The 24,970-nt window shown below is 31.7% G+C and carries 24 protein-coding genes; 10 read left to right on the top strand and 14 right to left on the bottom strand.

The window, feature by feature from the left end; all coding sequences use genetic code 11:
* Positions 1–145: 145 nt before the first annotated feature.
* The 4 genes from HMPREF3125_RS05065 (at position 146) to HMPREF3125_RS05050 (ending at position 4,886) form a co-directional block, all read left to right on the top strand.
* Positions 146–1,354, top strand: a complete 1,209-nt coding sequence (locus tag HMPREF3125_RS05065; RefSeq protein WP_017637444.1) for an NAD(P)/FAD-dependent oxidoreductase — start codon at positions 146–148, stop codon at positions 1,352–1,354.
* Between the two features lie 182 nt (positions 1,355–1,536).
* Positions 1,537–3,021 carry a M17 family metallopeptidase gene (locus tag HMPREF3125_RS05060; RefSeq protein ID WP_070452339.1) on the top strand — a complete coding sequence of 495 codons (1,485 nt, stop codon included), beginning with the start codon at positions 1,537–1,539 and terminating at the stop codon, positions 3,019–3,021.
* 152 nt (positions 3,022–3,173) lie between these two features.
* Positions 3,174–4,490, top strand: a complete 1,317-nt coding sequence (locus HMPREF3125_RS05055) for a Na+/H+ antiporter family protein (RefSeq protein WP_070452336.1) — start codon at positions 3,174–3,176, stop codon at positions 4,488–4,490.
* 21 nt (positions 4,491–4,511) lie between these two features.
* Positions 4,512–4,886, top strand: a complete 375-nt coding sequence (locus HMPREF3125_RS05050; protein ID WP_017637441.1) for a PaaI family thioesterase — start codon at positions 4,512–4,514, stop codon at positions 4,884–4,886.
* A gap of 81 nt (positions 4,887–4,967) precedes the next feature.
* Here HMPREF3125_RS05050 and HMPREF3125_RS05045 read toward each other — a convergent pair whose 3' ends face one another.
* Positions 4,968–6,125: an NAD(P)-binding domain-containing protein gene (locus tag HMPREF3125_RS05045; RefSeq protein WP_070452333.1), complete on the bottom strand. Its 1,158-nt coding sequence runs from the start codon at positions 6,123–6,125 to the stop codon at positions 4,968–4,970.
* Positions 6,126–6,343: 218 nt separating this feature from the next.
* Between HMPREF3125_RS05045 and bioB the strand changes: the two genes are divergently transcribed.
* Positions 6,344–7,327 carry a biotin synthase BioB gene (gene bioB, locus HMPREF3125_RS05040; protein WP_017637439.1) on the top strand — a complete coding sequence of 328 codons (984 nt, stop codon included), beginning with the start codon at positions 6,344–6,346 and terminating at the stop codon, positions 7,325–7,327.
* A gap of 71 nt (positions 7,328–7,398) precedes the next feature.
* Here the strand turns inward: bioB and mnhG1 are convergent, their stop codons facing one another.
* The 8 genes from mnhG1 to kapB form a co-directional block, all read right to left on the bottom strand.
* Positions 7,399–7,755, bottom strand: a complete 357-nt coding sequence (gene mnhG1, locus HMPREF3125_RS05035) for a Na+/H+ antiporter Mnh1 subunit G (protein ID WP_017637438.1) — start codon at positions 7,753–7,755, stop codon at positions 7,399–7,401.
* Entirely contained in the window at positions 7,733–8,026 is a 294-nt protein-coding gene (gene mnhF1, locus HMPREF3125_RS05030; RefSeq protein WP_070452330.1) for a Na+/H+ antiporter Mnh1 subunit F, read from the bottom strand. The genes mnhG1 and mnhF1 overlap by 23 nt, the downstream gene beginning before the upstream one ends.
* Entirely contained in the window at positions 8,023–8,505 is a 483-nt protein-coding gene (mnhE1, locus tag HMPREF3125_RS05025; RefSeq protein WP_070452698.1) for a Na+/H+ antiporter Mnh1 subunit E, read from the bottom strand. Before mnhE1 ends, mnhF1 begins: the two co-directional genes overlap by 4 nt.
* A gap of 2 nt (positions 8,506–8,507) precedes the next feature.
* Positions 8,508–10,004, bottom strand: a complete 1,497-nt coding sequence (mnhD1, locus tag HMPREF3125_RS05020; RefSeq protein WP_070452327.1) for a Na+/H+ antiporter Mnh1 subunit D — start codon at positions 10,002–10,004, stop codon at positions 8,508–8,510.
* The gene (gene mnhC1, locus HMPREF3125_RS05015) at positions 9,991–10,338 is read right to left on the bottom strand and encodes a Na+/H+ antiporter Mnh1 subunit C (RefSeq protein ID WP_017637434.1); all 348 of its coding nucleotides are present in this window, start codon (positions 10,336–10,338) and stop codon (positions 9,991–9,993) included. The genes mnhD1 and mnhC1 overlap by 14 nt, the downstream gene beginning before the upstream one ends.
* Positions 10,338–10,766 (bottom strand): Na+/H+ antiporter Mnh1 subunit B, encoded by a 429-nt coding sequence (gene mnhB1, locus HMPREF3125_RS05010; RefSeq protein WP_017637433.1) that lies wholly within the window; start codon positions 10,764–10,766, stop codon positions 10,338–10,340. Before mnhB1 ends, mnhC1 begins: the two co-directional genes overlap by 1 nt.
* Positions 10,747–13,170, bottom strand: a complete 2,424-nt coding sequence (locus tag HMPREF3125_RS05005; protein WP_070452325.1) for a Na+/H+ antiporter subunit A — start codon at positions 13,168–13,170, stop codon at positions 10,747–10,749. Before HMPREF3125_RS05005 ends, mnhB1 begins: the two co-directional genes overlap by 20 nt.
* A 126-nt stretch (positions 13,171–13,296) precedes the next feature.
* On the bottom strand, positions 13,297–13,677 hold the full coding sequence (kapB, locus tag HMPREF3125_RS05000; protein ID WP_029055592.1) for a sporulation phosphorelay system protein KapB: 381 nt from the start codon (positions 13,675–13,677) through the stop codon (positions 13,297–13,299).
* A gap of 65 nt (positions 13,678–13,742) precedes the next feature.
* Here kapB and HMPREF3125_RS04995 point away from each other — a divergent pair, with 65 nt between their 5' ends.
* From HMPREF3125_RS04995 to HMPREF3125_RS04975, 5 genes are all read left to right on the top strand, one after another.
* Positions 13,743–14,336, top strand: a complete 594-nt coding sequence (locus HMPREF3125_RS04995; RefSeq protein ID WP_017637430.1) for a peptidylprolyl isomerase — start codon at positions 13,743–13,745, stop codon at positions 14,334–14,336.
* Between the two features lie 313 nt (positions 14,337–14,649).
* Positions 14,650–15,030: a S1 domain-containing post-transcriptional regulator Ygs gene (ygs, locus tag HMPREF3125_RS04990; RefSeq protein WP_017637429.1), complete on the top strand. Its 381-nt coding sequence runs from the start codon at positions 14,650–14,652 to the stop codon at positions 15,028–15,030.
* A 235-nt stretch (positions 15,031–15,265) separates the two neighbouring features.
* Complete coding sequence (locus HMPREF3125_RS04985) at positions 15,266–16,393, top strand: NADH-dependent flavin oxidoreductase (RefSeq protein WP_070452322.1); 1,128 nt, start codon at positions 15,266–15,268, stop codon at positions 16,391–16,393.
* Between the two features lie 390 nt (positions 16,394–16,783).
* Positions 16,784–17,974, top strand: coding sequence for an ornithine--oxo-acid transaminase (locus HMPREF3125_RS04980; RefSeq protein WP_017637427.1), 1,191 nt, complete (start codon positions 16,784–16,786; stop codon positions 17,972–17,974).
* A gap of 109 nt (positions 17,975–18,083) precedes the next feature.
* Positions 18,084–19,328, top strand: a complete 1,245-nt coding sequence (locus HMPREF3125_RS04975; RefSeq protein ID WP_029055589.1) for a Glu/Leu/Phe/Val family dehydrogenase — start codon at positions 18,084–18,086, stop codon at positions 19,326–19,328.
* Between the two features lie 75 nt (positions 19,329–19,403).
* On the opposite strand, the gene HMPREF3125_RS04970 is transcribed toward HMPREF3125_RS04975, so the two are convergent.
* From HMPREF3125_RS04970 to HMPREF3125_RS04950, 5 genes are all read right to left on the bottom strand, one after another.
* Complete coding sequence (locus HMPREF3125_RS04970; RefSeq protein WP_046466505.1) at positions 19,404–19,697, bottom strand: TfoX/Sxy family protein; 294 nt, start codon at positions 19,695–19,697, stop codon at positions 19,404–19,406.
* Between the two features lie 62 nt (positions 19,698–19,759).
* The gene (locus HMPREF3125_RS04965) at positions 19,760–20,716 is read right to left on the bottom strand and encodes a glycerophosphodiester phosphodiesterase (protein WP_070452318.1); all 957 of its coding nucleotides are present in this window, start codon (positions 20,714–20,716) and stop codon (positions 19,760–19,762) included.
* 327 nt (positions 20,717–21,043) lie between these two features.
* Positions 21,044–21,952, bottom strand: a complete 909-nt coding sequence (locus HMPREF3125_RS04960) for a glycerophosphodiester phosphodiesterase (RefSeq protein WP_070452315.1) — start codon at positions 21,950–21,952, stop codon at positions 21,044–21,046.
* A 202-nt stretch (positions 21,953–22,154) separates the two neighbouring features.
* Positions 22,155–23,534, bottom strand: coding sequence for an argininosuccinate lyase (argH, locus tag HMPREF3125_RS04955; RefSeq protein ID WP_070452312.1), 1,380 nt, complete (start codon positions 23,532–23,534; stop codon positions 22,155–22,157).
* Complete coding sequence (locus tag HMPREF3125_RS04950; RefSeq protein ID WP_070452308.1) at positions 23,527–24,729, bottom strand: argininosuccinate synthase; 1,203 nt, start codon at positions 24,727–24,729, stop codon at positions 23,527–23,529. The genes argH and HMPREF3125_RS04950 overlap by 8 nt, the downstream gene beginning before the upstream one ends.
* Between the last annotated feature and the right edge of the window lie 241 nt (positions 24,730–24,970).

The raw sequence follows: 24,970 nt of genomic DNA, 5'->3' as shown, positions 1-24,970 counted from the left end.
GTGAACTTCACGAGAAATAGCTTGATGAAAAAGACGTAATAATTATTGTGTGTCGTAGTTTTAAAATGTGTTACTTATTTAAGTTTAATCATTTTTAGTTATGCTACACTAGAGTTAAAATATTATGAAAGCTTAGGTGAAAATAATGGCTCAAGAACGTAAAAAAGTATTAGTTTTAGGTGCAGGTTATGCAGGTTTACAAGCTGTTACTAAATTACAAAAAGAAGTTTCTGCAGAAGAAGCAGAAATTACTTTAATCAACAAAAATGATTATCACTACGAAGCAACTTGGTTACATGAAGCTTCAGCAGGTACAATTAATTATGAAGATTTATTATACCCAGTTGAAAGTGTATTGAAAAAAGACAAAGTTAACTTTGTAAAAGCAGAAGTTACTAAAATTGACCGTAATGCTAAAAAAGTAGAAACTGACAAAGGTATCTATGACTTCGACATTTTAGTTGTAGCATTAGGATTTGTTAGTGAAACATTTGGTATTGATGGTATGAAAGATTACGCTTTCCAAATCGAAAACGTTTTAACTACACGTCAATTATCTCGTCATATCGAAGATAAATTTGCTAATTATGCAGCTTCTAAAGAGAAAGATGAAAATGATTTATCAATCTTAGTTGGTGGTGCAGGATTCACTGGAATCGAATTCTTAGGTGAATTAACTGACAGAATCCCTGAATTATGTAGTAAATATGGTATCGATCAAAGCAAAGTTAAAGTAACTTGTGTTGAAGCGGCACCTAAAATGTTACCAATGTTCTCAGATGACTTAGTTAATCATGCAGTAAACTACTTAGAAAACCGTGGCGTTGAATTCAAAATCGCTACACCAATCGTTGCATGTAATGAAAAAGGATTTGTTGTTGAAATCAATGGTGAAAAACAACAATTAGAAGCAGGCACTTCAGTTTGGGCTGCAGGTGTACGTGGAAGCCACTTAATGGAAGAATCTTTCGAAGGCGTTAAACGTGGTCGTATTGTTACTAACCAAGATCTTACAATTGCAGGTCATGACGATATCTTTGTTATTGGTGACTGTTCTGCATTCGTTCCTGCTGGTGAAGAACGTCCATTACCAACAACAGCACAAATTGCAATGCAACAAGGTGAACATGTTGCTAAAAACATCAAACATATCTTAAATGGTGAAGCTAAAGAAGAATTTGAATATGTTGACCGTGGTACAGTATGTTCATTAGGTTCACATGACGGTGTAGGTATTGTTTACGGTAAAGATATTACTGGTAAAAAAGCAGCGTTCATGAAAAAAGTTATCGACACTCGTGCCGTATTCAAAATCGGTGGCATAGGTCTAGCATTCAAAAAAGGTAAATTCTAACTTTTTATAATAATGTAAGCCTCCTTACTTAATAGTTTGGAGGCTTTTTTGTATGCTTATTAAGAAAAGATGATTTGTAAGTAAAATACTCAATAGTCATTTCAATAATAATCATTTTTTATATTTTGAAATGATATAAAATGATTTATAAATGAATTAATATAAATAAGGAGGACGCACTTATGAAAATTCACGTTAATTCGACAGCGCACAACGATATACATAATATTATCGTTGGCATCCCTGAACATATAAATCAATTAGAAAATATAAATTATAATGGTCAATCATTAATTGAAGATTTACAAACATTAAAGCAAAATCATATTATCCAAGGTGGCATTGGAAAAATTGCGACTTCAATCATATATATTCAAGAACAACCTAAAAGATTAATAACAGTAGGCTTAGGTAATATCAAACAATTGAATTATGCGGATTTTTTAAAAATATGGGGAAATTTATTTCAATATTTAAAACAAGAATTTATTACTGAAGCGGAGTTAATATTATCATCATTTTTAAATAAGTATATTAATGACAGTATTATAGCTAAAACACTGGGATTACAAAGTGAACAATCTATTTATCAATTTGATAATTATAGATCTGATAAACGCTCACCATATCAACCTAATTTATATATAAGCGTAAATCAAAGACATGAAGACATAGAATCAATGATAAAAGAAGGTAAAATTTTAGGTGAATCAATTAATATAGCACGTGGCTTTAGCCAAATACCACCTAATATTTTAACTCCACAATATTTTGCCGAAAGTGTAGATAAGCTATTTAAAGATACGTCAGTTAGTGTTGAGATTAAAGATGGACAAACTATACAAGATGAAGGATTTGGATTATTACATGCAGTAGGAAAAGGTTCTATTCATAGTCCAAGACTCATTACGTTAAGTTATCAAGGTCGTCAAGATGATGCAGATCCAATCGCATTAGTTGGTAAAGGAATTACTTATGATTCCGGTGGTTATAGCATTAAAAGTAAAACAGGCATGCAAACAATGAAATACGATATGTGTGGTGCAGCTAATGTTGTTGCAATGATAAAGGTTGCTCATCAATTAGCACTTCCTATCAATATTATTGGTGTAATTGCTTCAGCTGAAAACATGATAAATGAAAAAGCTATGAAACCTGATGATGTATACACAGCGTTTAATGGTGAAACCGTTGAAGTTCTAAATACCGATGCAGAAGGGCGACTAGTATTGGGTGATGCTGTAGCCTTTGCTACCCAATTTAAGCCACAAGTTATATTAGATTTTGCAACATTAACAGGTGCAGCTATTGTAGCCTTAGGTGAAGATAAAGCTGCTGCATTTGAATCACATGCTTCTAATCAGCTACAAGAAATTTTAAAATTGGCTAAAAATGTTGATGAACAAGTATTTGAGCTGCCTATTACTCAAACTGAAAGACAATTAATAAAAAATAGCGACGTAGCTGATTTAGTTAATCATACGAATGGACAAGGAAAAGCTTTATTTGCAGCATCCTTTATTAGTCATTTTAGTGGATCAATTCCGCATATGCATTTTGATATCGCAGGACCAGCTACTATAAATAAAATGTCTTATAAAGGACCAAAGGGACCAACCGGTTATATGATTCCTACTATTATAGAATGGTTGAAAACAATGAATTAGTTTATTAAGGGAGGAGGTTTGAACCTCCTTTCTTGTTGTTAATTATAATATGCAATTGGTTTTATTTTTATATTGACTTTATATTATTGAATTGCTATGATATTATCCATAAACGCTTTAGTTCGATAGAGTGATAAAGGATGGTTTTGCTTATGGTAAATGCAGTAGTTATAGCTGTTATATTAATGATTATCTTATGCTTGTGTAGATTGAATGTCGTTATAAGTTTATTTATTAGTGCACTTGTTGGCGGCATACTGTCTGGTATGAGTGTTGAAAAAGTTATAAGTATATTTGGGAAGAATATTGTTGACGGTGCTGAAGTCGCATTGAGCTACTCATTATTAGGAGGATTTGCTGCATTAATTTCCTATAGTAGTATTACAGACTATTTAGTTGGAAAAATAATTAATGCAATTCACTCTGAAAATAGTCGACTTTCAAGAATTAAAGTAAAAATAATTATTATCGTTGCGTTACTAGCAATGAGTATTATGAGTCAGAATTTAATACCTGTACATATTGCATTTATTCCAATTGTTATCCCACCATTATTAAGTTTATTCAATGATTTAAATATTGATAGAAGAGTCATTGGTTTAGTCATTGGATTTGGATTATGTTGGCCTTATGTTTTAATACCTTATGGTTTTGGTCAAATATATCATCAAATTATTCAAAGTGGTTTTCAAAAAGCACACCATCCTATCGAGTTTAATATGATTTGGAAAGCGATGATAATTCCTTCAATGGGCTATATCGTTGGTTTAATTTTAGGTTTAATTGTTTACCGCAAACCAAGAAAATATGAAGAGCGAAATATTAATGATAGAGCAACCGTAACTGAAGTAAAACCATATATTTTAGTTGTTACTATCATTGCGATTTTAGCAACTTTTATTGTTCAAACATTAACAGATTCAATGATTTTTGGTGCTTTAGCAGGTGTTCTTGTATTCTTCATTTCACGTGCATATAGTTGGCACGAATTAGACGAACAATTTGTAGATGGTATCAAAATTATGGCATATATTGGTGTTGTAATATTGACGGCTAATGGTTTTGCTGGTGTCATGAATGCTACTGGAGATATAGATAACTTAGTAAAAAGTTTAACAAGTATTACAGGAGATCATAAATTACTAAGTATAGTAATTATGTATATTATAGGCTTAATCGTTACGCTAGGTATCGGTTCATCATTTGCGACGATACCAATTATTGCTTCATTATTTATTCCATTTGGTTCATCAATTGGTTTAGATACAATGGCTTTAATTGCATTGATAGGTACAGCTAGTGCATTAGGTGATTCAGGTTCACCAGCTAGTGATTCAACTTTAGGTCCAACAGCAGGACTTAATATGGATGGACAACATGACCATATTAGAGATACATGTATTCCAAACTTTTTATTCTATAATATACCATTGATTATTTTTGGTACGATAGCAGCCATGGTATTATAGTATAAAAAGAGGTGTTCTAAGTTGACCAATTTGTTAGAAACATTTGAAATGAATGTTGAAATTGAAGAAGAAGGCAAAGTAGTTATTTCAATGCCAGTTACAGATAAAGTGAAACAACCATTTGGATATTTACATGGCGGTGCGAGTTTGGCCCTAGGAGAAACTGCCTGTTCACTTGGAGCAGCGAATTTAATAGATACGACTCAGTATATTCCATTAGGTTTAGAAATGAATGCTAACCATGTCCATTCAGTAAAAGAAGGAAAGGTTATTGCAATAGCTACTATTATCCACCAAGGTAAATCAACACAAGTTTGGAATATTGAAATTAAAGATGAAAACGATAACCTAATTAGTATTATGAGAGGGACAATGGCAATTAAAGCTTTGAAGTAAAATATATCTCATAAATTTATAAATAATATATACCCCTATAGTTGAAATATAATTTCAATTATAGGGGTAATTTGTTGTTTATTAGGTTACTTTTTCTTTTAGTATGCGATTATATGCATGACAGATTCTTTCAGAAGATTCTCGACCGCCCATAATATTTCTACCAAAGGGACCAAGTTCTAAATCTGCTAGTCCACCAGCTACATATAAATTAGGTAACCATTCTAACTCATATGATATGTTAGGAAAACCACATTTTGTTAATGGAGCGTTCAATTGAGTAATTAAATCTTGGATAATAGGTTGATTCATGACAGTATTTTCAAATCCAGTAGCTAATAAAATATGGTCATAATAAATCGATTTGTGAGTTGTAATGATATGATGATCTTTAATATCTTTAATTTCATTTTTATGAAGAACTAAACGACCATTATTTACATGTTTTTTAATACGAAGATATAGTTCGTGAGGCATTGATCCTTTATGACGTTCTGCCTTAATAATTCTCATTCGTTCCTGTGAAGATTCGATATTTAAGAAATGTTTCATATTCTTAGGACCAAGCCAACCTGGGTCGGCGTCAAAATCATGAATTTCAATATCTTTATTTAACCATAAATGAATTGTTCTTTGATGATTAGTATTAATTAATTTAAGTGTCAAATGTGCGGCTGATATTCCGCTTCCCACGACATGAGAAGTTTGATTAATATTTATTTGCGATTCCGCTTCGTTGAAAATATGCTGGACATCGGGTTGTTGCTGAAACATAGGTGGAATATTCGCGCGATGGTTACAACCATGTGCAATAATTAAAAATTCTGTTTGAATGGTTTGACCGTTTGCCAATTCTAACTGCCATTGATGTTGCTTTCGATTTATATGTTTAACAAATCCTTGTATGTGACTCTCATTTAAATGATATTGATGGATAAGTTCATGAGTATGATGCATAAACATATCACGCTGTGGTCGTTTATAAGGACCGTATGTAGCACCTGTATATTGATTAAATTTAGCATATTGTTTTAAATGAAATGGCTCAGGGTGAATATGATGTACAAATGGAGATCTTAAAAATGGCATACTAATACGTTGAGTATAAGTATTAAATTGTTCACATAATGAAGGATAAGGGTCTATTATTGTCAATTCGTTAGATGATAAGCCGGCTTGTCTTAGTTTTAAAGCTATTGTTGTACCTTGAATGCCACCACCAATAATTGTCCAGTGCATGTTATCAACTCGCTTTCTAATTTATTATATAAGACGTAATTATTACGATTTAAAAATTATAGCACACTTCTACTTCTAATACAATTTCATGACAATAATAATCCATAGCTATAATGTAAACTTTTAAAATAAATTAGTTTACATTATAATAGAATAGTATTTAGATTCTCATATATACATAAAGAAGATTTATTTTATGATAATAGGGGGAAAATTGAATGAAATTATCAGAAAGAGTTATGAAAGAAGACAATTTTACTAAAAAAGAATGGCTAAGTATCTTCGAAAGCGACAGAATAGATACATTGGAGTTATTACATGAAGCATATATCGTTAGAAAACATTACTATGGTAAAAAAGTAAAATTAAATATGATACTTAATGCTAAAAGTGGTATATGTCCTGAAGATTGTGGTTATTGTGGGCAATCTAGAGAAATGAAACAAAAGCAAAGATATGGTTTAGTTGATAAGGAGAAAATAAAAGCAGGGGCAAAAGTGGCTTATGAAAATCAGATAGGAACGTATTGTATTGTTATGAGTGGTAGAGGTCCTAGTGATAAAGAAGTTAAACATATTTGTGATACCGTACAAGAAATTAAAACTATACATCCACAACTTAAAATATGTGCATGCTTAGGTTTAACCAATGAAGAGCAAGCTTCACAATTAAAAGAAGCAGGCGTAGACCGCTATAATCACAATATTAATACAAGTGAACGTTATCATGATAACGTGGTAACTACACATACATATGAAGATCGAGTTAATACTATTGAGGTTATGAAAGCAAACCAGATTTCACCTTGTTCTGGAGTTATATGCGGTATGGGTGAAACGAATGAGGATATTATAGATATGGCTTTAGCACTCAAAGCGATTGATGCAGATAGTATTCCCATAAATTTTTTACATCCAATAAAGGGAACTAAATTTGGAAATATGGACGAATTAACACCAATGAAATGTTTGCGTATCATTTCAATGTTTAGATTAATTAATCCAACTAAAGAAATACGAATTGCAGGTGGAAGAGAAGTTAACTTACGTTCATTACAGCCATTAGCGTTACAAGCTGCTAATTCTATATTTGTAGGTGATTACTTAATAACAGGTGGTCAACCTAATCAATTAGATTATGATATGTTAAAGGATTTAGGATTCGATATAGATGTAGTGAATGATAAAGTTACCCAAATCTAGAATAGTATCAATGATTATTAAAAAGACCAATCGAAGTATGATTTTATCGATTGGTCCTTTTCAAATAATATTTATAATTTTTTATCTTTTAAATCTTCTTTAATTTCGTCAACTTTAGTATTTTTACTATAAGGTGTATTTGTATTATAAGCTGCTTTCATTATCATGTGACTTGATAGGGGGCCAGTAATTAAGACGAAGATAATACCAATGATTAATTGCATGTTTGTATAACCTTCAGTACCAATAAAATATAAAAATGCTCCCATTAATAAACTCATTGCTCCCAATGTAGCGGCTTTACCAGCAGCGTGTGCACGAGAATAGATATCTTCAAGTCTTAATAAACCAATAGCAGCTACAGCACTGATGATTGCTCCAATAATGATTAAGATAAGAGAAATACTAATGACTATCGTTTCTATCATGTTCTATCACCTTACCTTTATCCATGAATTTTGAGAAAACGGCTGTACCTAAGAAGGCTAAAATACCTACTAATAAAATAACTACAATCATATATTTAATATTCATTAAAATACTGAAGAGTGCAATAACGGCCATTAGTTGTAGGCCCAAGGCATCTAATGCAACTACTCTATCTGCTAGAGAGGGTCCTAAAATAACTCTAACTAGCATAGCCAACATAGATAAAACGACTATGATTAATGCAATAATAATTATTGTTTTAATTGTCATTGTTCTTCGCCCACCTCTCTAACAACTTTTTCTAAAGAAGATTTTATTCCTTCAATTTCTTCTTCGGTTGTACTAAAGTCAATAGCATGTATATAGATTTTGGTACGATCATCACTAATACCAAGAACTACAGTCCCAGGTGTTAATGTAATTAAATTGGAAAGTAACACTATTTGCCAGTCTGTCTTCAAATCTGTTGGATATACAAAGAATCCCGGGTTATTAGTGATTTGTGGCTTTAAGATGATTTTTAAGACATCTAGATTAGCTTTTATTAATTCTAATAAGAAAATAAAGACTAATCGAATCATTCTATATATACGAATTAAGTAAAACTTTCCTGGCATTACGCGATGAAGGAGATAAACCAATATGAGACCAAATAAATAACCTAATACGAAATTGTTTAATGTATAGCTATCTGAAATGAGTAACCACACAATTGAAACTAATAAATTAACAACAATTTGGACTGCCATCATTATTTACCTCCCAATACACTATTAATATATACGCTTGGATCATAGAATGTTTCTGCGCCATCTTTAATAATTGGGTATAGGACATCCGCTGATAATCCAAATAATACAGTAATGGCAACAGCAATCACTGAAACAGTAATTAAACCATAACTATTTACTTTAGTTGATATATCATATCCTTTAGGTGTTCCGAAGAATCCTTTTAAGAAGATTCTTATAACAGAATATAAAACTACTAAACTAGAGATTAATACTACGATACCTGTTAAATAAAATCCTTTTTCAAATGTAGCTTTTACGATATACAATTTACCGTAAAAACCACTAAGTGGCGGTATACCTGCCAAACTTAACGAAGCTATAAAGAATGTCCACCCAAGAACAGGATATCGTTTAATTAGTCCACCAAATTGACGTAAATCCGTAGTTTTTGTAATTTTATACATGACACCTATTAAGAAGAAAAGGGATGTTTTAACTAACATATCATGAATAGTGTAGTAAATAGCACCAATCATGCCCGTTTCATTCATCATAGCAACACCGACTAAAATAACGCCTACTGCAATCATGATATTATATAAAATGATTTTTTTCGTATCATAGTAGGATACTGCGCCAACACAACCAAAAATAATTGTTAATAACGCTAAGAATAATATGACATAGTTAGAAAAACCTACTGAACTATTAAAGAATAAACTTAATGTTCTGGCAATGGCATATACGCCTACTTTTGTAAGTAAAGCACCAAAGAATGCCATAATAGCAAACGGTGGTGCATAGTAAGCACCAGGTAACCATACATACATTGGGAAGACGCCAGCTTTAGTAGCAAAGACGAAAATGAATAGTATAAATACAATATTTACTAAGCCACTTTCATGTGCTGATAATTCATTCAAACGTTGACTGATGTGTGCCAAGTTTAAAGTTCCGACAACGGAATATAAAATAGCGACACCCATAACAAAGAATGATGAAGAAACAACATTAACTAATACATATTTAATCGTTTCTTGTAGTTGTATTTTTGTAGTGCCAATAACTAAAAGGCAATATGAAGACATTAAGAATACTTCAAAAAATACAAATAAGTTAAATATATCTCCTGTTGTAAAGGCACCAATAATACCTATAAGCATGAACATTAAAGAGAAATAATAATAGAATCTTTCTCGGTCAACACCAATCGAATTATAAGAATATAGAATGATGAGTGCAGTAATAATAATACTTGTAATGATTAGTAATGCACTAAAAGTATCTAATACAAATACAATACTGTAAGGTGCTTTCCATGAGCCTAATTCCAATTTAATAGGTCCATTTTTAAATACATTATACAAATTAATAATAGATATAACTAAAGTAATCATTGTACCTGCTAAAGCGACATAACGTTTTATATATGTTCGTTTTCCAATAAAGACGAGTAATATTGCCGTTAGAATAGGTACAACTAAAGTAAGGGCTAGCATATTACTCTCTGACATCTTCTGGAACTCCTTTCATACTTTCCACGTTATCAGTACCTAACTCTTTGTATGTTCTAAAGGCTAGTACTAAAAAGAAAGCCGTAGTAGCAAATGCGATAACGATAGCTGTTAATATAAGTGCTTGAGGGATTGGATCAACATAGCTATGAATTCCTTTTTCGTGGATAGGTGATGCGCCATGTTTTAATCCACCCATAGTAATTAGAAATAAATTTGCTGCGTGTGTTAGTAGCGTAGTTCCCATAATGATTCGTATCAAACTTTTAGATAAAACGAGATAGACGCTGATTGCTGTAAGTATGCCACTAACAAATATCATAATAATCTCCACTATTCGTTCTCTCCAATCGATAAAATAATAGTCATTACAGTTCCTACGACTGCACATAAAACACCAAAGTCAAAGAATACAGCGGTTGTCATATGCATTGGTTGTAACAATGGAAGCGGAATATCAAAAGTAACATGTGTGAAAAAGTTATTAGACATAAACCAACTAGCCATTGGTGTACCAACACAAAATAATAACCCAATACCTATAAGTATTTTAAAATCTATAGGGAAAATTTTTCGCATCGTTTTAATATCAAATGCGATAGTAATGATAACTAAGGCACTAGAAAATAATAAACCACCGACAAAGCCGCCACCAGGAGTGTAATGACCTGCAAGGAATAAAGAAAAACCAAACATCATAATCATGAAGAAAATAATGACAGCTGTATATTGAAACATTAAATCATTTTTCTGTCTGTTCATGACGTTTCACCTCACTCGTTTCTGTATGACGTTGATGCTTTTTGCGCAGTTTAATCATTGTATAAATGCCTAATCCTGCAATACCTAATACTGATGATTCAAATAACGTATCCATACCACGGAAATCGACTAATATGACATTGACCATATTCTTACCAGAAGCAAGATCATAGACATGGTCTTGATAGTAATGAGTAATAGATTCAAAGTGTCGGTTACCATATGCAATTAATCCTAAAATAATCACGACAAGTCCAATTCCTGCTGAGATTAATGCATTTGTTACTTTAAATGAACGTGTTTCGTTGTAACGGTTAAGATTAGGTAAGAAATAAAAACATAGTAAAAATAATGCAGTAGAAATTGATTCTACGACAAATTGTGTAAGGGCTAAGTCAGGTGCTTTAAAGAATATGAATAGCACAGATACTGAATAACCCACTGCACTTAACATAATAATGCTAAACAAACGAGATTTAGCAAATATAATTAAAAATGCTGCTATAACAAGTAAAGCGATAATTCCAACTTCAAAAATTCTAATATGACTAACATTTTTGAAATTAATAGTAAATGGCACGCTAAGTAATACAACAGTTGTTAATAATATTAATAAGCCAAAGATAATGACCAGATTATTTCTAGCAGAGCCAGTCACATAACTATTAGTCATATTTTTAGAATAAGTTGGGATATATTTTCCTAAACCGTCGTACCAATAATTAAAAGTAATTTGTTTAGGTTGTGCCTGTAATAATTTAATCCAATAAGCAAACGTTAAAATTAATAAAATTCCTACGATATAAATACAAATTGTAGTGATAAATGCTGGAGTTATACCATGGAATAAATGGAACTCAGCACTCACTTGAGAAGTTTGACTCATTGAAGCTGTTGCTGGTTCTATGATTGATTGTGTTAAAATTCCTGGGAATAAACCAAATACAATAACTAATATTGCTAATATAGCAGGCGAAATAAGCATTAATATCGATGCTTCATGAGCTTTATGAGGTAATTGATTTGGTTTATATTGTCCAAAGAATATATGCATAATAAATTTAATTGAATATACAAAAGTAAAGATACTACCAACAATAGCTAATATTGGAAAGATAATACCTATTGTATTTAAACTCATGGTATTTGCATGCGTTAATTCAATAACGGATTCAATGAATTTTTCTTTTGATAAAAAGCCATTGAATGGGGGTATGCCAGCCATACTTAAAGAAGTAATCACTGTAATTGTGAATGAAATTGGCATAATCGTTAATAAACCGCCTAATTTTCTAACATCACGAGTACCCGTACTATGGTCGACTGCACCAGTTATCATAAACAATGCACCTTTAAACGTCGCATGGTTAATTAAGTGAAATGCAGCTGCTGTGAAAGCCGCGATATATAATTGACTATCCTGACCTTCAAAGTGATAGCTAACAGCACCAATACCTAGCATAGACATAATCATTCCCAGTTGTGACACAGTAGAAAATGCTAAAATCCCTTTGAGATCTTGCTGTTTCGTAGCGTTTAATGATGCCCAAAACAAGGTAATTAATCCAACTAGAGTAACTGTCCAAATCCATCCTTGTGACACTGCGAAAATAGGAGTCATTCTAGCTATTAAATATAAACCAGCTTTTACCATCGTTGCAGAATGTAAATAAGCACTTACAGGTGTAGGTGCTTCCATTGCATCTGGTAACCATATGTAAAAGGGAACTTGTGCTGATTTAGTAAACGCACCAATTAGTACAAAAATCATTGCTAAGATAAAGAAAGGACTACTTTGTATATCAGCTACATGCTGAATAATATAACGAATACTTAGCGAATCTGCAGAAATAGAAAGTAAAATAATACCGCCTAGTAAACTTAGTCCTCCAAAAACAGTAATGATTAAAGACTTTTGAGCGCCATAAATGGAAGCTTGCTTGTCTCTCCAAAATGAAATAAGTAAAAAACTTGAAAACGAAGTTAACTCCCAGAATAAATATAAAACGATAAGGTTATCTGAAAGTACAACGCCTAACATTGCACCCATGAAAAGTAATAAATAACAGTAAAAATTCCCTAATTGTTCTGATTGGCTTAAATAACCAATGGAGTATAAGACAACTAAACTGCCGACACCTGTTATCAGTATACTAAATAATAATCCTAATCCATCTACATAAAGGTTAAAATTCATACCGACATGTGGCATCCACTTAAAAATTTTCATTACGGTATTACCTGACATAGTAGTCGTAATAAAAGTTAAGAAATATATAAATAAGACGACGGGGACAGGTAACACGAACCAACCTATGTGAATTCTTTTAAAGAATCTATATAAGATTGGGATAATGAGTGCAAATATTAACGGTAATAGTACCGCAATATGTAACAAACTCACTAAATTGTCCTCCTTTAAAAATGTTTATGATATTTATTATACATGAATCATATCATTCTGAAAACGTGATACTGCTTGAAATCACTGTATTTCAATCGCTTTTAAATATGAAGAAACACGTCATTTTTAATAAAATTTTTGTTTGTATTGAATTGAATAATCATGTTTAAGTTGCTCTAAATTTTGCAATGAACGTTTCGCGTGGGCATCATTCTTTTCTTTAAGTTGTTCTTCTAAATTGGAAATGGCTTGTTGTAATGATTCCTCATATGACATTTTTTCAACATTAAAGTCACGTAATTGTGAACGCTTAGCATATCTCTTTTCAAAGTGACTTAATGCTCTACGTTCATGAAAGAATACATCTTCTGATTCATTTGGTGAATGTAAATCACCCTGTTTAGGATGTTTGATCACTTGTTCGACTTGAACTAAGACTTGATCATCATCTTCCTCTTTTATGGAAACGCCATAACTTCCAGTCTTGTGAGAAAATCGATATAACATTCTATATTACTTCCTTTCAAATATGTTAATATATACATATATCATAACATGAATGGAGAATTTTAATGACGAACTATCCTCAGTTAAATAAAGAGATTCAAGAAGATGAAATTAAAATTGTAATGCATACTAATAAAGGTGATATGACATTTAAGTTATTCCCTAACATTGCACCTAAAACAGTTGAAAACTTTGTTACACATGCTAAAAATGGTTACTACAATGGTGTGACTTTCCACCGTGTCATCAATGACTTTATGGTACAAGGCGGTGACCCAACAGCAACTGGTATGGGTGGAGAAAGTATTTATGGCGGTGCATTCGAAGACGAGTTTTCATTAGAAGCATTTAACCTTTATGGTGCTTTATCAATGGCAAATGCTGGTCCAAATACAAATGGATCACAATTTTTCATTGTTCAAATGAAAGAAGTTCCTCAAAATATGTTAAGTCAACTAGCTGATGGTGGTTGGCCAGAACCTATCGTTAAAGCATATGGTGAAAATGGTGGAACACCATGGTTGGACCAAAAACATACAGTATTCGGACAAATTATTGAAGGGGAATCTACGTTAGAAGATATTGCTAACACTAAAGTAGGTCCACAAGATAAACCAGTTCACGATGTAGTTATTGAATCTATAGACGTTGAAGAATAAAAATTGATACGAGATACTTCTTATTGTTTTTTTGAAAAAGTCAAAAAGTATCGCGTGAGAATTAAATATAAATTAAAAATCACGATAGTAGGTTGATTACCTGTTATCGTGATTTTTTAATAGTTATTCTTAGGAGTTAAACGATATTAAAAATTCTGAGGGATAATTTGTTTTACTATGTGAAAAGCTATTGATTTATATTTTGTTATATTTATTGCAAAATAATTCAAAAAATTCAACGTTATAGTTAGTCCCTTAATTTGTTTTATGCTATGATAATAGTGTTAAGAAAACGAAATAAGGGGTTATCAAGTTGAATAATCACTATAAAGAAGGTCAACATATTAAGGTACGTGTGACTGGTATTCAACCGTATGGCGCATTTGTTGAGGCCCCTGACCATACTGAAGGACTTATCCATATTTCAGAAATCATGGATGATTATGTCCATAACTTGAAGAAATTTCTATCTGAGGGACAAGTAGTAAAAGCAAAGATTTTATCTATTGATAATGAAGGCAAACTTAACTTGTCACTTAAAGATAACGATTACTTTAAAAATTATGAACGTAAGAAAGAAAAACAGTCGGTGCTAGATGAGATAAAAGAAACAGAAAAGTATGGGTTTCAAACACTTGAAGAACGCTTACCGGTCTGGATCAAACGGTCTAAACGTACTATACGTCAAGATTAAATTGACGTAATTTAAATTCTTTATATTTCAAAAGTATAGAGAACTTATAGAAACGATAATTTCCAATAAATATTGGAAGTTATCGTTTTTATTTTGTATTTGATAAATAGTACAACTTAAAAATCATAGTATGAATAAACTGAAAAGTTTTGTGTATGACTGTAAGCAAAAAAATAGAGCGTACATATATTTCGTGATATAGTCGCATGTATTATTAAATGTGGAGGTTAAATATATGAACAGTAAATATAATCGATTGTTTGAGAGTGTAACATTACGTAATGGTGTAGAACTAAAAAATCGTTTTGTTTTAGCGCCATTAACACATGTTTCTTCAAACGATGATGGAACCATTTCTGATGTTGAATTACCTTATATTGAAAAACGTTCTAAAGATGTAGGACTTGCAATTAATGCAGCTAGTAATGTAAATGATGTGGGTAAAGCATTCCCTGGACAACCTTCAGTAGCACATGACTCTGATATAGAAGGACTAAAACAATTAGCACAAGCAATGAAAAAGAATGGTGCAAAAGCATTAGTTCAAATACATCATGGTGGTGCACAAGCTTTGCCTAATTTAACACCTAATGGTGATGTCGTTGCACCAAGCCCAATCTCATTAAAAAGTTTTGGACAACAAGAAGAACATGACGCGAGAGAAATGAGCGCTGAGGAAATTGAACAAACTATTAAAGATTTTGGTGAAGCAACAAGACGTGTTATTGAAGCAGGATTTGATGGTGTAGAAATACATGGTGCTAACCACTATTTAATTCATCAATTCGTTTCTCCTTACTATAATAGAAGAAACGATGTTTGGGCAGAAAACTTAAAATTCCCTAATGCTGTTATTGATGAAGTTTTAAAAGCTAAAAAAGAACATGCTTCAGATGACTTTATCGTAGGTTATCGCTTATCACCAGAAGAAGCAGAATCTCCTGGTATTACAATGGATATCACAGAAGAATTAATTAATTCAATTACTAAAAAAGATATTGATTATATACATGTATCTCTTATGGACATTTATTCTAAAACACGTGAAGGTCAATACGAAGGACAAAATAGACTTAAATTAATTCATAAATGGATTAATGGACGTATGCCTTTAATAGGAATAGGTTCAGTATTTACAGCAGATGATGCTTTAAATGCTATTGAAGATGTAGGTGTAGAATTAGTTGCACTAGGTCGTGAGATACTTCTAGATTATAACTTTGTAAGTAAAATTGAAGAAGGTCGAGAATCAGAAATTATTAATAACTTTGATCCTGAACGTGAAGATAATCATGAATTACCACCAAATTTATGGGAACAATTTAATAAAGGCTTTTATCCATTACCAAGAAAAGATAAATAATATTTAAATGACTAGGATGATATCAAAAACCAATTGATATCATCCTAGTTTTTTATATAGAAACAAAAAGAAAATTATCATAATTTTTCAGATGAAAAATGTACTAATAATACTGTTATCACAATGTTTTTAAAACTTAAAATTATATATAATGATGAATTTTTAAACTTTTACTTGTACAACATAGTAGGCTTGTGTCATTATATTTGTAAGGGCTTTCAAAACTAAAAGTTGATTCTATTTTCTTGAGCATTTTAATAGAAAATCTCAACTAATCTTTATAATTAGAAAATTTTGAAATATATTTGTATAAACAGTTTGAGAGCCGGTAAAAATCAGTTATGATATTGGTAATTAGCTTTAATATTTATTAAACAAAGGGGAGATATTATGACTAAGTCAGAAGAAATCATTGAATTAACAAATCATTATGGAGCTCACAACTATGTGCCACTACCGATTGTAATTTCAGAAGCGGAAGGTGTATGGGTGACAGATCCTGAAGGTAATAAATATATGGACATGTTATCTGCTTATTCAGCAGTAAACCAAGGTCATAGACATCCTAAAATTATTCAAGCACTTAAAGACCAAGCTGAAAAGGTCACTTTAGTATCACGTGCTTTCCACAGTGATAATTTAGGCGAATGGTATAAGAAAATTTGTGAATTATCAGGTAAAGAAAAAGCATTACCAATGAACACAGGTGCTGAAGCTGTTGAAACAGCATTAAAAGCAGCACGTCGTTGGGCTTACGATGTAAAAGGTATTGAACCAAACCAAGCTGAAATTATTGCATTTAATGGTAATTTCCATGGTCGTACAATGGCTCCAGTATCATTATCATCTGAAGCAGAATATCAAAGAGGATATGGTCCATTACTTGATGGTTTCCGCAAAGTTGATTTTGGTGATGTTGAAAAATTAAAAGCAGCTATTACTGACAATACTGCAGCTATTTTAGTTGAACCTATTCAAGGTGAAGCTGGTATTAATGTTCCTCCAGAAGGTTATTTAAAAGCTATAAGAGAACTTTGTGATGAACACAATATTTTATTTATTGCCGACGAAATTCAAGCTGGCTTAGGTCGTTCTGGTAAACTATTTGCTACTGATTGGGATAATGTTAAACCAGATGTTTATATTTTAGGGAAAGCATTAGGCGGCGGTGTATTACCAATCTCTGTTGTATTAGCTGACAAAGAAGTGTTAGATGTATTTACACCAGGTTCTCACGGATCAACATTCGGTGGTAATCCATTAGCATGTGCTGTGTCATTAGCAGCTTTAGATGTCATTGTAGATGAAGACTTACCTGGTCGTTCATTAGAACTAGGTGAATACTTTAAATCAGAATTACAAAAAATTGAACATCCATCTATTAAAGAAGTACGCGGACGTGGATTATTTATCGGAATCGAGTTAACTGAAAATGCAAGACCATACTGTGAATCATTGAAAGAATTAGGTTTATTATGTAAAGAAACACATGAAACAGTTATTCGATTTGCACCACCACTTGTGATTACTAAAGAAGAATTAGACATTGCTATTGAAAAAATTAAACAAGTATTTCAATAAGTTCAAAAAGTTGTAACAATCATTTTGTAACCCCTTTAAAAAGGATAAAGTTGTGTTACAATAATGAATGAAAGCGAAATCATTAGTTAAAAAAGAGGCGAAAAGGATCATGACTGAGAATAATAATTTAGTGACTTCTACTCAAGGAATTATTAAAGAAGCTTTGCATAAATTAGGTTTTGATGAGGGTATGTACGACCTTATCAAAGAACCACTAAGAATGTTACAAGTACGTATACCAGTTCGTATGGACGATGGAACTGTTCAAACATTTACTGGATATCGTGCACAACACAATGATGCTGTAGGTCCAACTAAAGGGGGCGTACGTTTCCACCCAGATGTTGATGAAGAAGAAGTTAAAGCTTTATCAATGTGGATGACATTAAAATGCGGTATTGTTAATTTACCATACGGCGGTGGTAAAGGCGGAATCGTTTGTGACCCTCGTCAAATGAGTATTCACGAAGTAGAACGCTTATCACGCGGCTATGTTAGAGCTATCTCACAATTTGTAGGGCCGAACAAAGATATTCCAGCACCAGACGTATTTACAAACTCACAAATTATGGCTTGGATGATGGATGAATATAGTGCGTTAGATAAATTCAATTCACCTGGATTTATCACTGGTAAACCAATTGTATTAGGTGGCTCTGAAGGTCGTGACCGCTCAACTGCATTAGGCGTAGTTATAGCTATCGAACAAGCAGCTAAACGTAAAGGTATGGATATTAAAGATGCTAAAGTTGTTATCCAAGGTTTTGGTAATGCTGGTAGTTTCTTAGCAAAATTCTTATATGATTTAGGTGCTAAAGTAGTAGGTATTTCAGATGCTTATGGCGCGCTACATGACCCTAATGGTTTAGATATAGATTATCTATTAGATAGAAGAGATAGTTTCGGTACTGTTACTAATCTATTTGAAGAAACAATCTCAAATAAAGAATTATTTGAATTAGATTGCGATATTTTAGTTCCAGCTGCAATTTCAAACCAAATTACTGAAGATAATGCTAATGACATTAAAGCAAGTATCGTAGTTGAAGCAGCAAATGGTCCAACTACTCCAGAAGCAACACGTATTTTAACTGAACGTGGTGTATTATTAGTACCAGACGTGTTAGCAAGTGCTGGTGGTGTAACAGTTTCTTACTTCGAATGGGTTCAAAATAATCAAGGTTATTACTGGACAGAAGAAGAAGTTAATGAAAAACTACGTGAAAAATTAATCACAGCATTTGATACTATTTATGAATTATCACAAAATAGAAAAATTGATATGCGTTTAGCAGCCTATATCGTTGGTATTAAACGTACTGCTGAAGCTGCACGTTACCGTGGTTGGGCATAAACACAAATTGTTATAATTTTAAATTAAATTAAAACATTCACTCAAAGACAATTGAGTGAATGTTTTTTTGATTAATTATGTTAAATCCTTTTTAATTTGGGATAAAACTTTTAAAATCATATCGCTATCTTCCGTAAAAGGATAATGTATCATTTTTTTGGCATTAGGATAAGGCTCTACTAATTCATAATTAGGTAATGTACTTAGTGAAGAATTTGTAGCTTTAACTAGTAAACGATTGTCATACAAACCGCCAACGACTGCCTTATCATAATATATAATATATTCTCCCATCATTTTACGAGTAGTAATATGATCGTCTTTTAAATGATCCAAAAATTGATTTAATGTTTCTTCGCTTGTTGCCATTTTTTCACTGCCTTTTTAATATATGAATATTATTAATATATACCCTATATTCTTCATATATTTCATTCGTGACTTATATTTTTATATTTATCAGCATAGTTGGTAAACACACCATCAACACCATAATCATTTAGACGTTGCATATCTGTTTCGTTATTAACAGTAAATGGATGAATGAGGAAACCTAAATCTTTTAAATGTTTTGTATTGTTTTCGTTTAAATCTGTATATTCTGGTCCTACACCAATAGCATATGATTTGATTCGTTTTAAGTCTGATTCAGTTTGAGATGTTAGTTCTTCTTTATCTAATAAACGAATTAATGGGATATTAGGACTTAATTGTTTCATTTTTTGTAAACTCGGTTCAGAAAATGATTGAACTATGACGTGACCATTTTTAAGGGATTGATTTGTCAGCATACCATGTTTATTTAATGATTGAATTAATTGATTTTCCATACCTGGATAGACATCTGGTGATTTTGTTTCTATATAATAATTAGCATTTTTACCATAGCGACTTAAAATTTCATCTAAAGTAGGAACTTTAGCATTTTTATACTCTGATTTAGCTAAATTAGGGTGTTGTTTATTGAACCAACTACCAGCATCAAGTTTCTTTAATTCGTCTAAAGTATAATCTTCAACACGACCATGTCCATTTGTAGTACGATCAACAGTTTCATCATGCATAGCTACAAGATGCCCATCTTTCGTTCTTTGTAAATCAATTTCTATGTATGAAGCACCTAATTCTCTATGACTTTTATCATATGAATTGAATGTATGTTCGGGTGCATATCCGCTTGCACCTCTATGCGCAATTGTAGTATGTGCTTCTCCGGTTAGGTTTTTTTGCCAATTTGTTGATTGATTTTGATTTGAAGAGGACTGTGTGGATTGCTGATCATATTGACCATTATTAGTTTGTCCATTACCGCTTGCATATACAGGATTAGCTATACCTAATAAAGATACAGTTGCAACACTTGCGAAAACCCATTTGTTTATTTTCATCGTAATAACATCCTTTCAATAAGTGTGTTATCACTATCATGACAATATTTCCAAATACTAGAAATAGAATTTACTGAATAATTAATTAACTCTAAAAAAATTAATACATTCTTCAAAATATCATTAAAGTTTAACTGTAATTTTACATAAAAACAGCCTGGGACATAAATCAATGTCTCAGGCTACAATTATATATAGGCAGTAGTTGACTGAATTGAAAATGCACTTGTATCAAGCTTTTTTCAATTATAGTCAACCTTGCCGGGGTGGGACAACGACATAAATTTTGAGAAAATATTATTTCTGTCCCGCTCCCTTTGTAATAAATTAATGTGATACCTTTTTGTATTTATCTGGATAATTGGTGAAAACACCGTCAATACCATAGCCATTTAATCTTTTCATATCTGCAGTTTCATTAACAGTAAATGGGTGGATAAGAAATCCTAAATCTTTGATGTGAGAAGTATTAGAACGAGTTAAGTCACTGAATTCAGGACTAATTACAGTTGCATAACTTTTAATATGTTTAAGATCTTTATCTGTTAAATGTTGTAGCTGATGCTTTTTGATTAATCTAACTAGGGGAACATTTTGATTAGACTTGTGTATTTTTGTCAAACTTTCTTCAGAAAATGATTGAATCATAACGTGACCGTTTTTTAAAGATGTCTTGGATAATAAACCATGCTGTTTAAGTGTTTGTAATAGTTGAGATTCCATTCCAGGATAAACATCAGGAGATTTTGTTTCGATGTAATAATTTGCTTTGTTACCATAGCGAGTAAGTATCTCATTTAAAGTAGGGACTTTGGCATTTATATATTCTGATTTAGCTAATTTAGGATTTGCTTTATTAAACCAACTTCCAGCATCTAATTGCTTTATTTGAGATAAGTTTAAATTTTTTACTTTACCATACCCATTGGTTGTACGATCTACTGAGTCATCATGCATAGCTATAAGTTGTCCATCTTTCGTTCTTTGTAAATCAATTTCGATATATGAAGCACCAATTTCTTTATGGCTTTTATCGTAAGAATTAAAAGTATGTTCAGGTGCATAACCACTTGCACCTCTATGAGCGATAGTTACAAATTTTTCGTTTGTAGGGTTGGATAACCAATGTTTTTTAGAACTTTTTGCATCAATTGTTGGTTGAAACTTTGAATAAATAAATACACAAATTGTAGATACTAAAATAAATAATAAGACAGCTTTTAGAAATTTATACATAATATGACCTTTCCAATAATTTTAAAATACTTATCAATTATACTATAAGTTGTATAACAATATAATGTTTATTTTTAAAAGTTGGTAAACTATTAAGTATAAATATAAAAAAAGTGGTGTCTACGCAAAATGAAAAAGCCTAAAACAAAGCAATGTCTCAGGCTAAAACTTTATAATTCTGAACGACTTCCTACAAAATAACTTATGATTTTAATAATTTTTCAGCAACTGATAGTTGATGTTTAACTGCATCTTGACCAGTCGAACCATAACTTTTACGTCGTTTTAAACAATTTTCTGGTTTTAGATAATCATAAATATCAGATTCTATACTCTGGTGATAGGATTGATAATCTGTTAAAGGCACATCGAGTAAATAAATACCGTTATTAATACAATCTAATACAATTTTTCCAACAATCTCATGTGCAGTTCTAAATGGTACATTTTTACTTACAAGATAATCAGCTAATTCTGTTGCATTTGAAAAGTCTTTTGTAACTGTTTCATTAAGACGATCAGTATTAACAGTCATCGTATCTAACATGCCATCGAAAATTTTGAGTGAACCTTTAATTGTATGGATAGCATCGAATAAACCTTCTTTATCTTCTTGCATATCCTTATTATAAGCTAATGGTAGGCCTTTAAGTGTAACTAACATACTCATTAAATGACCTGTTGTACGACCCACCTTACCTCTAATTAATTCTGCCATATCTGGATTTTTCTTTTGAGGCATAATAGACGAACCAGTAGAAAAAGCGTCTGATAACGTAATGAATTTTGCTTCATCAGTGGACCAGAAAATAATTTCTTCAGAAAATCTTGATAAATGAACCATAGTTAATGAAATATTATGCAGTGTTTCGACAATATAGTCACGATCACTGACAGCATCTAAACTATTTTCATATATAGCACTAAAATTAAGCAGTGATTGTGTTTCGTGACGATCAATAGGATGTGTTGTTCCGCTTAATGCTGCAGCACCAAGAGGGGAGATGTCGATTCTTTTGATGCTATCTTGGAATCGAGATTTATCACGCTCTAACATCCAAAAATAAGTCATAATATGATGCGCGAAAGATATCGGCTGAGCACGTTGTAAGTGCGTATAACCTGGCATAATTGTGTCTATATGGGTATTAGCAATTTTTAATATCGTTTGCTGCAATGATTTAATTAATTCAATAATTTCTAGAACTTCTTCTTTAGTGTATAAATGCATATCAGTAGCGACTTGATCATTTCTGCTTCTACCAGTATGAAGTTTACCGCCAACTTCTCCTACACGTTGAATTAGCTCATGTTCAATGTTTAAATGAATGTCTTCTAGCGATGCTTTAAATTCAATTTTATTTTGATGCGCATCTACTTGGATTTCTTTTAAGCCTTCTATAATGGTTTTGGCATCATCTTGACTAATAATATGTTGATTAGCGAGCATTGTTGCATGTGCAATGCTACCTTGAATATCTTGGCCTATTAAATTTTTGTCGAAATCAATTGATGCATTAAAGTCATCAACCCAATCTTCTGGTTGAGCTTCGAATCTTCCTCCCCAAGCTTTTTTACTCATTACTGTAGCCTCCATGTAACATAGAATTAACTTGCGTTGGTAAACCATAAATATCGATAAATCCGACAGCTGCTTCTTGATTAAACGCATCTTCTTTTGTATAAGTAGCTAACTTTTCATCGTATAAAGTATAAGGTGATTGTCTACCATTTACGATAGCATTGCCTTTGAATAATTTAACTCTTACATCTCCTTCGACATATTGTTGTGTACTGTCAATAAATTGTTTTAGGCTATCAGTTAAAGGTGAGAACCATAAACCATTATATACTTGTTCAGAAAATTGCTTTTCAATCACTGGTTTAAAGTGTGCAACGTCTTTAGTTAAAGTAATTGTTTCAAGTGCTTTATGAGCTTTTAAAATCACTTCTGCACCAGGTGTTTCATAAATCTCTCTTGATTTTATGCCGACTAATCTATTTTCAACATGGTCAATTCTACCAATACCATGTTTACCAGCTAATTGATTTAAATAAAGGATTAAATCGTCTAAATCATAATCTTTGTCATCTATTTGAACAGGTATACCATTTTTAAATGAAAGAATAATTTCGTCGGATTCATCAGGTGTATTTTCAAGTGCATTCGTTAAATCAAATGCATCTTCAGGTGGGGCAGCATAAGGATCTTCTAAGATACCGCACTCGTTAGCTCTACCCCATAAATTTTGATCAATTGAGTAAGGAGAATCATGATTAATTGATACTGGAATATTATGTTTGATTGCATAATCAATTTCTTCTTCACGACTCCATGCCCATTCTCTTACAGGTGCAAATGCTTTTAGTTTTGGATTAAGTGCTTTAATTGCGACTTCGAAACGTACTTGGTCATTACCTTTACCAGTACATCCATGAGCAATACCGACTGAATTTGTTTTTTCAGCAATTTCTACTAACTTTTTAGAAATTAGTGGACGTGATAATGCTGATACTAATGGATATGCATTTTCATACATTAAATTACCTTTAATAGCATAACTTACATAATCATCACTAAATTCCTTTGTAGCATCAATAATATGACATTCTACTGCGCCCATTTTTAACGCTTTTTCATGTACAACATCTAAGTCTTTTCCTTCTCCAACATCTAAACAACATGCTACAACATCGTAACCCTTATCTATTAACCATTGTACTGCTACGCTTGTGTCTAATCCTCCAGAATATGCTAAAACAATTTTCTCTTTCATATTTACACCTCAAATTATTTTCAGAATTTTAATATAAATTCATCATAACAGACTGCTAATGAAAAATAAACCATAAAACTACATAAATATACATTTAATAGATGAGATGTTTTCAATATTATCTTTAATATATGCTGATATAAAAGAATTTTTAAAGTTATTAAATTTTTAGAAAAATGCATATTGTATTGATAAGAGATTACATTTGGAAACTGAAATGACACTGAAAGTTCATTTTTAA

The organism is Staphylococcus sp. HMSC13A10, assembly GCF_001808005.1.
GTDB classification, from domain to species: Bacteria; Bacillota; Bacilli; order Staphylococcales; family Staphylococcaceae; genus Staphylococcus; species Staphylococcus pasteuri.
Note: the sequence above shows the minus strand (reverse complement) of the source record. Positions and strands in the feature narration are given on the sequence as shown.

Excerpts from the sequence above, each read along its gene's own strand:
- HMPREF3125_RS05065 (WP_017637444.1), top strand. The coding sequence starts at position 146 with ATGGCTCAAGAACGTAAAAAAGTATTAGTTTTAGGTGCAGGTTATGCA.
- HMPREF3125_RS05060 (WP_070452339.1), top strand. The coding sequence starts at position 1,537 with ATGAAAATTCACGTTAATTCGACAGCGCACAACGATATACATAATATT.
- HMPREF3125_RS05055 (WP_070452336.1), top strand. The coding sequence starts at position 3,174 with ATGGTAAATGCAGTAGTTATAGCTGTTATATTAATGATTATCTTATGC.
- HMPREF3125_RS05045 (WP_070452333.1), bottom strand. The coding sequence starts at position 6,125 with ATGCACTGGACAATTATTGGTGGTGGCATTCAAGGTACAACAATAGCT.
- bioB (WP_017637439.1), top strand. The coding sequence starts at position 6,344 with ATGAAATTATCAGAAAGAGTTATGAAAGAAGACAATTTTACTAAAAAA.
- mnhG1 (WP_017637438.1), bottom strand. The coding sequence starts at position 7,755 with ATGATAGAAACGATAGTCATTAGTATTTCTCTTATCTTAATCATTATT.
- mnhF1 (WP_070452330.1), bottom strand. The coding sequence starts at position 8,026 with ATGACAATTAAAACAATAATTATTATTGCATTAATCATAGTCGTTTTA.
- mnhE1 (WP_070452698.1), bottom strand. The coding sequence starts at position 8,505 with ATGGCAGTCCAAATTGTTGTTAATTTATTAGTTTCAATTGTGTGGTTA.
- mnhD1 (WP_070452327.1), bottom strand. The coding sequence starts at position 10,004 with ATGTCAGAGAGTAATATGCTAGCCCTTACTTTAGTTGTACCTATTCTA.
- mnhB1 (WP_017637433.1), bottom strand. The coding sequence starts at position 10,766 with ATGAACAGACAGAAAAATGATTTAATGTTTCAATATACAGCTGTCATT.
- kapB (WP_029055592.1), bottom strand. The coding sequence starts at position 13,677 with ATGTTATATCGATTTTCTCACAAGACTGGAAGTTATGGCGTTTCCATA.
- HMPREF3125_RS04995 (WP_017637430.1), top strand. The coding sequence starts at position 13,743 with ATGACGAACTATCCTCAGTTAAATAAAGAGATTCAAGAAGATGAAATT.
- HMPREF3125_RS04985 (WP_070452322.1), top strand. The coding sequence starts at position 15,266 with ATGAACAGTAAATATAATCGATTGTTTGAGAGTGTAACATTACGTAAT.
- HMPREF3125_RS04980 (WP_017637427.1), top strand. The coding sequence starts at position 16,784 with ATGACTAAGTCAGAAGAAATCATTGAATTAACAAATCATTATGGAGCT.
- HMPREF3125_RS04975 (WP_029055589.1), top strand. The coding sequence starts at position 18,084 with ATGACTGAGAATAATAATTTAGTGACTTCTACTCAAGGAATTATTAAA.
- HMPREF3125_RS04970 (WP_046466505.1), bottom strand. The coding sequence starts at position 19,697 with ATGGCAACAAGCGAAGAAACATTAAATCAATTTTTGGATCATTTAAAA.
- HMPREF3125_RS04965 (WP_070452318.1), bottom strand. The coding sequence starts at position 20,716 with ATGAAAATAAACAAATGGGTTTTCGCAAGTGTTGCAACTGTATCTTTA.
- HMPREF3125_RS04960 (WP_070452315.1), bottom strand. The coding sequence starts at position 21,952 with ATGTATAAATTTCTAAAAGCTGTCTTATTATTTATTTTAGTATCTACA.
- argH (WP_070452312.1), bottom strand. The coding sequence starts at position 23,534 with ATGAGTAAAAAAGCTTGGGGAGGAAGATTCGAAGCTCAACCAGAAGAT.
- HMPREF3125_RS04950 (WP_070452308.1), bottom strand. The coding sequence starts at position 24,729 with ATGAAAGAGAAAATTGTTTTAGCATATTCTGGAGGATTAGACACAAGC.